The organism is Amaricoccus sp. (assembly GCF_036846665.1).
GTDB lineage: Bacteria > Pseudomonadota > Alphaproteobacteria > Rhodobacterales > Rhodobacteraceae > Amaricoccus.
The window spans coordinates 1-9,531 of sequence record NZ_DAIUBO010000150.1; the positions used below are offsets into that span (position 1 = coordinate 1).

The following is a 9,531-nucleotide window of genomic DNA, read 5'->3' on the forward strand; positions in this document are numbered from 1 at the left end:
CCGACAGCCACGCCGACGACATCATCCAGACCGTCCGGCAGGAGTTCGGCGAGGGCAACGACTTCTGCCGCAAGATCACCAACGGAGCCAAGAACCCGAAATCCTCGCTCGCCGCCTTCCGCAACGAATACTATCCCCGCATCGCCGTCACCGTGGACATGATCGCCACCGGCACCGATGTCCGCCCCCTCGAATGCCTTCTGTTCATGCGCGACGTGAAATCGCGCAACTACTTCGAGCAGATGAAGGGCCGCGGCACCCGCGTGATCCAGCCCGATGACCTGCGCAAGGTCACGCCCTCGGCCCAGGCCAAGACCCATTACGTCATCGTCGATGCCGTGGGCGTCACCCGCTCCTGCAAGACCGACAGCCAGCCGCTCGACACCAAACCCTCGATCCCCTTCAAGGACCTCGCCATGGGCCTGATGATGGGCGACCGGTCTGAGGATACGGTCAGCTCGCTGGCCGCCCGCCTGTCGCGCCTCGACAATCGCCTCGACCACACCGATCAGGCCCGCATCCGCGACGAAGCGGGCAAGCCGCTCACTGCCATCGTCCGCGACCTCTTCGATGCCATCGACCCCGACAAGGTCGAAGCCGATGCCAAGGCCGCCGGCCACCCTGAGCCCGACGACGCCGCCATGCAAGCCGCCCGCGACGCCCGCGTCCGTCAGGCCGCCAATGTCTTCACCGGCCCGCTGATCACCCTGATCGACACGATCCGCCGCGACACCGAACAGACCATCGACCATGACAACCTCGACACGCTGCTGCGCGCCGAATGGGCGGGCGACGTGGCCGAGAACGCGCGCGCCATCGCGGATGAGTTCGAGACCTACCTGAACGACAACCGCGACCGGATCGAGGCACTGGCGATCTGGTTCGGCACCCCCGCCCGCCGCGCCCCGGTGACCGAAGCCATGGTGCGCGAGGTGCTGGCGCGCCTGGCCGAGGATCGCCCGCGCCTGGCCCCGCTCATGGTCTGGCGCGCCTATGCCCATCTGGATGACTACCGTGGCACCGCGCCCCTCAACGACCTGACCGCACTGGTGGCGCTGGTCCGCCGCGCCGTGGGACTTGACGAAACCCTGACCCCACACGCCGACCGGGTGCGGCGCGACTTCCAGAACTGGATCCTGAAGCGCCACGCCGGGGCGGGCGAGAAGTTCACCGAAGACCAGATGGCCTGGCTGCGCATGATCCGCGACCACCTTGCTACCTCGCTCACCATCGAGCGAACCGATCTGGACTTCGCCCCCTTCGACGGGCAGGGCGGGCTGGGGCGGATGTATGCGCTGTTCGGCGAGGGGATGGACGCGGTGATGACCGAGATGAATGAGGCGCTCTCGGCATGACGGACCTGCCGCCCGGATGGGTAACCGCCAAGATTGGCGATTTGCTCTACGGCATCACGGCCGGAAAGAACCTGAAATGCGAGGAGCGCCCACCCCAATCGCATGAGCGCGGCGTCATTAAGGTGAGCGCCGTGACATGGGGAACGTTCGATGCGTCACAGTCCAAAACGCTGCCGAGCAGTTTCGTGCCAGCACCGGATACCGTCATCAGGACCGGTGACTTTCTGTTCTCGCGGGCAAACACGCTGGAGCTGGTCGGCGCTGTTGTGATCGTCAAAGACGACCACCCCAACCTTTTCCTCAGCGACAAGGTGCTGAGACTGGACTTTCCGACGGAACTGAAACCGTGGCTGCTTGTCTATCTGCGCAGCGTCGAGGGCCGACGCAGGTTGAGCGCGGTGTCGTCCGGCAATCAGATGTCGATGAGGAACATCGGGCAAAATTCCCTCCAGTCCGTCTCGGTGCCGCTGCCCCCCCTCAACGAGCAACGCCGCATCGTCGAGCGGATCGAGGCGATGTTCGATCAAATCGACCGGGGCGTCGACAGCCTGCGCAAGGCGAGAGCCACCCTCGGCCTCTACCGTCAGTCCCTGCTGAAATCCGCCTTCGACGGCCGCCTCACCGCCGACTGGCGCGCCCGGAACGCCGACAAGCTGGAACCCCCCGCCGCCCTTCTGTCCCGCATCCGCAACGAACGCGACACCCGCTACAAGACCGCCCTCGACACCTGGCAAGCCGCCCTCACCGAATGGCGCGCGGCTGGCGAGAAGGGCCGGAAACCGGCGAAGCCGAAGCGGCCAGACGATATCCGGGGCGAGTTCAGCCTGTCTCCTGACATTGAGGCGACCATCCCCGCATCGTGGCTCTGGCTTCCGATGTCCGACCTCGGTCTGACAACGGGAGGACTGACGAAGAACCAGAAGCGCAACGCACTGCCGATGAAGGCGAAATACCTGCGCGTTGCGAATGTCTACGCGAACCGGCTCGCACTCGACGAGATCATGGAGATTGGCGTCACTGCGGAGGAGTTGGACAAGACGAAGCTAGAAACTGGAGATCTGTTGTTTGTCGAGGGCAACGGCTCGATCGATCAGATCGGACGTGTTGCCGTTTGGGACAGCCGCATAGCCGACATGACCCACCAGAACCACCTCATCCGGTTTCGGACCGACGGTGTGCTGACGTCGCGCTATGCCTTGTATTTCATGATGTCTCCGATGGGCCGGAAGCTGATCACCGCGCAGGCAAGCTCGACCTCGGGCCTTCACACGCTCAGCATTTCCAAAGTCGAGGGATTGCCCGTTCCCTTGTGCTCCGCCAGCGAACAAGCCGAGATCGTCAGCATCCTCGACGCCCGCCTCGAGGCCGCCGATACGCTGGAAGCCGAGATCGACGCCGCCCTCACCCGCGCCGAGGCCATGCGCCAGTCGATCCTGAAACAGGCCTTTTCCGGCCGCCTCGTCCCCCAGGACCCCACCGACGAACCCGCCACCGCCCTGCTAGAGCGCATCCGCACCGAGCGCGCCAACGTATCGGCAGCCCCGAGGCGGAGGGCACGTGCATGACGAACTTCCAGCGGGTCGGGGCCATAAGCAACGCCCATGTCGGGCAAGAGCTGGAAGACATCGCAGCCAAAGTGCTCGCTGAACGCGGAATCATTGTCGGCCCACGGTACAAGGTAACCCTCGGCGTCGGCGACATCAAACGCTCCCATATCTTTGACCTTGGGTCCGAAAGCCCAAGGGTGCTGATCGAATGCAAGGCCCATACCTGGACTTCCGGCGGCAACTCCCCCTCAGCAAAGCTGATCAACTGGGCCGAGGCGATGTTCTACTTTCACCTGACCCCCAACTACCGCCGCATTTTCTTCGTCCAACGAAGCCTGAAGCCCAAAACCGGCGAAAGCCTGCTAGCCTATTTCCTGCGAACCCGCCCCCATCTCGTGCCGCCCGGTGTCGAGTTCTGGGAATATGACTTTGCCACCCGGACTGTTGAGGAAAGGCTGTGCGATGGATGCTGATGACAGCACGATCGAAAAGATTCTCAAGTATGCACGTCGGTTCATGGTGCCGCTGTATCAACGGAAGTATGAATGGGACGATGATCGGCTAATTCCATTCTGGGAAGATATTGAAGCGAAGGCCATCGAGACGCTCTCTGGTGACAACAGATTTCAGCATTATATGGGGGCGTTGATCATCTCTCCGATCAAGGCTGCGTCCCAGTTCAGCACTACTCCGAAGTATCAGGTCGTTGACGGACAGCAACGGCTGACCTCCTTCCAATTGTTCCTCGCAGCGTTGCGTCGTGTTGCAGAGGAGCGAGGGTCAACGCATCTGGCTGAACAGATCGAAAACTATCTGTTCAATCCCTTGATGAAGAACGACGACGCCCCCGCCAAATACAAGCTGATGCCGACGCCACATGATCGGGAAGTTTTTCAGGACATGCTGGAGATGAGCTACTCCGCCATTCGGGCCAAGTATGGTGCGGAGTGGTGGGGGCATTCGGTCAAGAAGAAAACCCAGTTTCGGTCCCTTCGGGCCTATGTGGTCTTCCGGCACAAGATTACCAGATTTGCGCTCTACGGCTCGGTAGACCTGACTTCCGACGATGATGACCTTTCAGACGAGACCAAGGGCGAAACGGATGAGAACGATACCGAGGAGGCAATCGCTGAACGGCTGGAGGCTCTTCTGACGGCATTGCTGCACCGGTTGAAACTGGTGGTGATCGAACTCGGCGAAGATGACGATGCCCAAGTGATCTTCGAGACGCTGAACTCCAAGGGTAAGCCGCTGCAAGCGATGGACCTGGTCCGCAACAACATCTTCCATCGGGCGGAGAAAGAAGAAGGGGGGTCAGTCGACGAACTTTACGCCAAACTGTGGGACCCCTTCGACCACTGGTGGTGGAGGGAACCCGCTCCGAACGCCCGTCCAACCCGGCCCCGGATCGACCACTTCCTGTCGCATGTCCTGACGGCCGAAACCGGTGGGATGATCTCGATGCGAGAGCTCTATGCCGAATATCGATCCTATGCGGTTGTGAAGGGAACCCCACGATTTGCGAAGGTCGAGGATGAACTGAAGGTCCTTCAGCATCATGCCCCGATCTATGAAACGCTTGAAGGACGCAAGTCGGCTGATCCCGATATCGCATGGTTGGGTGAGAAGCTTCGAGCGTGGCAGGTGACCACAGCCTATCCAGTCGCCATGCAGTTGCTTGCTCCAGAAGTTTTGCCCGAAGACAGGAAACAGATCTGTCGGTTGATTTATTCATACTTGGTGCGTCGGGCACTTTGCGGGCTGTCAGCCAAGAATCTGAACAAGGTCTTCCAGTCCATCGCCGAAGTATTCGCAAATGGACCAACCACTTCCGAGACCTTAAGAGGGTTCTTCGCTTCCCGACCGGGGTCGAGCATCAAGTTTCCATCTGATTCCGACTTCACGCAAGGTATCCTGGAAAAACCTGCTTACTCCTTGGCTCAAGGCAACAGGATCAAGGACATTCTTTGGGAGCTGGAAATGGCTAGCCGCCCGAAATTTGCTGAAGCGTCACCAATGCCCACAAATCTGTGGGTTGAACATGTGTTGCCAGAGTCTTGGACGGCAGATTGGCCATATGAAGATGGTTCGCTTCTGCAAAGGTTCTCTGATGACCCGCGGGTAATTGCGAGAGAGTCCCTAAAGCACAGCTTGGGCAACTTAACGCTCGTGAGCACTGGGCTAAACATTTCAGCCGGCAACAAGGGCTTCGTCGAAAAGAAGAGCAAGTATGAAGAGCATGCATCCTTGTTCATGATGAAGTGGTTCTTGAAGAAAGACAAATGGACAGAAAATGAAATACGTGAGCGGGGCCAATACTTTGCCAAACTGGCAGTTGGTATATGGCCGGGCTTGTAAACTGTTCAGCCAAATCGATTAGGAAAAGAACCGACACATGAGAACCGCACCAATTGTCCAGAAAGTCTGGAGCTTCTGCACAACGCTGCGCGACGACGGCGTCGGCTATGGCGACTATCTGGAACAGCTGACCTACCTGATCTTCCTGAAGATGGCCGACGAATACGCCCGGCCGCCCTACAGCCGCAATGTCGGCATCCCGCCGGGCTGGGACTGGACTAGCCTGACCACCCGCCGCGGCGCCGACCTCGAGGCCCACTATGTCCTGCTCCTCCGCAAGCTTGGCGAGCAGCGGGGCATGCTGGGCCAGATCTTCACCAAGGCGCAGAACAAGATCACCGACCCCGCCAAGCTGTTCCGCCTCATCGACATGGTGGACGGCACGCAATGGGTGATGCTGGGCTCGGACGTGAAAGGCGACATCTACGAGGGCCTGCTGGAGCGCAACGCCGAGGACACGAAGTCCGGAGCGGGCCAGTATTTCACCCCGCGCGCCCTGATCCGCGCGATGGTCGAATGCCTCCGCCCCCAGCCCGGCAAAACCATCGCCGATCCGGCCTGCGGAACGGGCGGGTTCTTCCTGGCCGCCCACGATTTCCTGACCGGCTTTCCGCTGGACCGCGAGGAGAAGGCATTCCTGAAGCACGCGACGTTCCACGGCAACGAGATCGTCGCGGGGACACGGCGGCTGTGCCTGATGAACATGTTCCTGCACGGGATCGGCGAGATGACCGGCGAAACGCTGGTCTCACCCACCGATGCGCTGATCTCGCCGCCGTCGCGGACCTTCGACTACGTTCTGGCGAACCCGCCATTCGGCAAGAAGAGCTCGATGAGCTTCACCAACGCCGAAGGCGAGCAGGAAACGGAAGAGCTGACCTACAACCGTCAGGACTTCTGGGCGACGACCTCGAACAAGCAGCTGAACTTCGTCCAGCACATCCGCACGATGCTGAAGACCACAGGACGCGCGGCGGTGGTTGTCCCCGACAATGTGCTGTTCGAGGGAGGCGCGGGCGAGGTGATCCGGCGCAAGCTTCTACAGAACACCGACCTGCACACGATCCTGCGCCTGCCAACGGGCATCTTCTATGCCCAAGGGGTCAAGGCCAACGTGATCTTCTTCGACAACCGCGCGGCCAGCCCTGACCCGCAGACTTTGCAGGTTTGGTACTACGACTATCGCACCAACGTTCACCACACGCTGAAGCAGAAGCCCCTGACTTACGGGCATCTTGAGGACTTCGTCGCCTGCTACCATTCGGAGAACCGCCATGAGCGGCAGGCGACCTGGACTCCCGAGACGCCTGACGGCCGTTGGCGCGCTTATTCCCGAGAAGAACTGGAGCAGAGGGACAAGGCCAGCCTCGACGTCTTCTGGCTGCGTGACGCGTCGATGACCGACCTCGAGAATCTCCCCGAACCCGACGTCCTCGCCGAGGAGATCATGGAGAATCTCCGGGCGGCCCTTGGCAGTTTCGAGAGCGTGATCGACGTGTAACGCCCACATCCAAGCGCCTGCCTCTGCGCGCCTCAGCCCTACTACGCCCTCACGGCTGTTGCCCCACGCCTAAATGCCGTCTTCTTGATCGGTCCCGTGATCCAACGCGGGGCCGTTCATGTCTGTCACCACCCTCCATCCTGACGCTTCGACCCGCGGTGCGCGGATGTTGCGCACGGCGCTGGGAGCGGACGTTGCCGCCTGGCTCGAGGACGCCACTGTCGTCGAGGTGATGCTCAATCCGGACGGGCGGCTCTGGGTCGACCGTCTGGCTGAGGGGCTTTGCGACACGGGCGCGCGGCTGTCGGCGGCGGACGGTGAGCGCATTATCCGGCTGGTGGCGCATCATGTTGGCGCCGAGGTGCATGCCGGGGCGCCGCGGGTGTCGGCGGAACTTCCGGGTACGGGCGAGCGGTTCGAGGGGCTCTTGCCCCCGGTCGTCGCGGCCCCGGCCTTCGCCATCCGCAAGCCGGCCGTCGCGGTGTTCACGCTGCAGGACTACGTCGCCGCCGGGATCATGACGGCCGCGGCTGCGATTGCCTTGCGCGATGCCGTCGCCGGGCGGGCCAATATCCTCGTCGCCGGCGGGACCTCGACCGGCAAGACGACGCTGACCAATGCGCTGCTGGCCGAAGTCGCGCGGACCTCCGACCGCGTCGTGCTGATCGAGGACACCCGCGAGCTGCAGTGCCTGACGCCGAACCTCGTCGCGCTGCGTACCAAGGACGGCGTCGCGACGCTCTCGGACCTCGTCCGCTCCTCGCTGCGCCTGCGCCCTGACCGCATCCCCATCGGCGAGGTGCGCGGGGCCGAGTCGCTGGACTTGCTGAAGGCCTGGGGCACCGGCCATCCCGGCGGGATCGGGACGATCCATGCAGGCTCGGCTATCGGCGCGCTGCGCCGGATGGAGCAGCTGATCCAGGAGGCCGTGGTCACCGTGCCGCGCGCCCTGATCGCCGAGACCATCGATCTGATCGCCGTCCTGTCAGGGCGCGGGGCCGAGCGGCGGCTCATCGAACTCGCCCGGGTCACCGGGCTGACGCCCGCGGGCGATTACGCCCTCGAAGTCCTCCTTACCCCCCAGACCGGAGACGCCCCATGATCCCACGCCTTTCCTCGCGCGCCGCAGCTGGCGCCGCCATCCTCGCTACCGCCACCGTCCTTCTGCCCGACATGGCCCTCGCCGCCGGGTCGGGCATGCCCTGGGAGGCGCCGCTGCAGACCATCCTCGAGTCGATCGAGGGCCCGGTCGCCAAGATCGTCGCGGTGATCATCATCATCGTCACCGGCCTGACGCTTGCTTTCGGCGACACCGGCGGTGGGTTCCGGCGGCTGGTGCAGATCGTCTTCGGCCTCTCCATCGCCTTCGCGGCCTCGAGCTTCTTCCTGTCGTTCTTCTCCTTCGGCGGCGGGGCGCTGATCTGATGGAGCACCCGACCGACATCCCCGGCTTCCACGCCCCCGTCCACCGCGCGCTGAGCGAGCCGATCCTGCTCGCGGGCGCGCCGCGCACCATCGCCATCGCCAACGGCACGCTCGCCGCCGCCATCGGACTGGGGCTTCGGCTCTGGCTCGTGGGGCTGGCCTTCTGGCTGATCGGCCATCTGCTGGCCGTCTGGGCCGCGAAGCGCGACGCACAGATCGCCGAGGTGGCGCGGCGGCACCTGCGCTATCCCGCCTGGTTCGGGGTGTAGGCCCATGCTGCGCCTTGCCGAGTATCGCACCCGACCTGCCGCGCTCGCGGATTTCCTGCCCTGGGCGGCACTGGTCGCTCCCGGCGTGATCCTGAACAAGGACGGCAGCCTCCAGCGCAGCGCCCGGTTCCGCGGACCCGATCTCGATTCCGCTACCCCCGCCGAACTGGTCGCCACCTCCGCGCGGCTGAACGCGGCGCTCCGGCGGCTGGGCTCCGGCTGGGCCGTCTTCGTCGAAGCGCAGCGAATGCCCGCGCAGGACTACCCGGCCTCGGACTTCCCCGATCCGGTTTCGGCGCTGGTCGATGCAGAGCGGCGGGCGCAGTTCGAAGAGGCTGATGCGCATTTCGAGAGCGCGTACTTTCTGACGCTGGCCTGGATGCCGCCCGCCGACGAGGCACGCCGCGCCGGGGGCTGGCTGATCGAGAACGCGCGAGCACAGGGTACCGATGCGGCCGAACTTCTCGCCAGCTTCACCGGCCGCACTGACCGCTTCCTCGACCTGCTCGAGGGCTTCATGCCCGAGGCGGAATGGCTGTCGGATGGGGAGACGCTGACTTACCTGCACTCGACCATCTCGACACGCCGCCAGCGCGTGCGGGTGCCCGAGGTGCCGATGCATCTCGACGCGGTGCTGGCCGACGAGCCGCTCCTCGGCGGGCTCGCGCCCCGGTTGGGGGACATGAACCTGCGCACGCTGACTATCCTCGGCCTGCCCAGTTCCACCTGGCCGGGTCTGCTTGATGAGTTGAATGGCCAGGCCTTCGAGTATCGCTGGTGCACCCGGGCGATCTGTCTCGACAAGATGGATGCGGCCCGCCTCTTCACCCGCATCCGCCGCCAGTGGTTTGCCAAGCGCAAGTCGGTGGCGGCCATCCTGAAGGAGGTGATGACCAACGAGGCCTCGACGCTGCTCGACAGCGACGCGGCCAACAAGGCGGCGGACGCCGACGAGGCGTTGCAGGAACTCGGCGCCGATGTGGCGGGGGCGGCCTATGTCACCCCCCCAAATAAGGGGTGGGGGGAGGGTCCCCCCCCGGCCCGGGGCCAACTGAAAGGCGCCCCGAAAGGCGGCC

Annotated in this window: 8 protein-coding genes and 1 pseudogene; all 9 read left to right on the forward strand. The window is 63.5% G+C overall.

The features are described from left to right. A partial coding sequence (locus V7050_RS14035; protein WP_324410690.1) for a type I restriction-modification enzyme R subunit C-terminal domain-containing protein occupies positions 1-1,355 on the forward strand: 1,355 nt, incomplete at its 5' end. Then, entirely contained in the window at positions 1,352-2,920 is a 1,569-nt protein-coding gene (locus V7050_RS14040) for a restriction endonuclease subunit S (RefSeq protein ID WP_324410692.1), read from the forward strand. The genes V7050_RS14035 and V7050_RS14040, both read left to right, overlap by 4 nt. Then, entirely contained in the window at positions 2,917-3,375 is a 459-nt protein-coding gene (locus V7050_RS14045; protein ID WP_324410694.1) for a hypothetical protein, read from the forward strand. Before V7050_RS14040 ends, V7050_RS14045 begins: the two co-directional genes overlap by 4 nt. Further along, complete coding sequence (locus V7050_RS14050; RefSeq protein WP_324410696.1) at positions 3,365-5,260, forward strand: DUF262 domain-containing protein; 1,896 nt, start codon at positions 3,365-3,367, stop codon at positions 5,258-5,260. Before V7050_RS14045 ends, V7050_RS14050 begins: the two co-directional genes overlap by 11 nt. 37 nt (positions 5,261-5,297) lie before the next feature. Further along, entirely contained in the window at positions 5,298-6,761 is a 1,464-nt protein-coding gene (locus V7050_RS14055) for a class I SAM-dependent DNA methyltransferase (RefSeq protein WP_324410698.1), read from the forward strand. A gap of 166 nt (positions 6,762-6,927) precedes the next feature. Beyond that, a complete protein-coding gene (gene trbB, locus V7050_RS14060) occupies positions 6,928-7,863 on the forward strand; it encodes a P-type conjugative transfer ATPase TrbB (RefSeq protein WP_442885696.1) in 936 nt (311 codons plus the stop codon). Then, positions 7,860-8,186, forward strand: a complete 327-nt coding sequence (locus V7050_RS14065; protein WP_324410702.1) for a TrbC/VirB2 family protein — start codon at positions 7,860-7,862, stop codon at positions 8,184-8,186. The genes trbB and V7050_RS14065 overlap by 4 nt, the downstream gene beginning before the upstream one ends. Beyond that, the gene (locus tag V7050_RS14070; RefSeq protein WP_324410704.1) at positions 8,186-8,455 is read left to right on the forward strand and encodes a VirB3 family type IV secretion system protein; all 270 of its coding nucleotides are present in this window, start codon (positions 8,186-8,188) and stop codon (positions 8,453-8,455) included. Before V7050_RS14065 ends, V7050_RS14070 begins: the two co-directional genes overlap by 1 nt. 4 nt (positions 8,456-8,459) lie before the next feature. Further along, positions 8,460-9,531 (forward strand): annotated as a pseudogene (locus tag V7050_RS14075) (conjugal transfer protein TrbE); the annotation flags it as partial.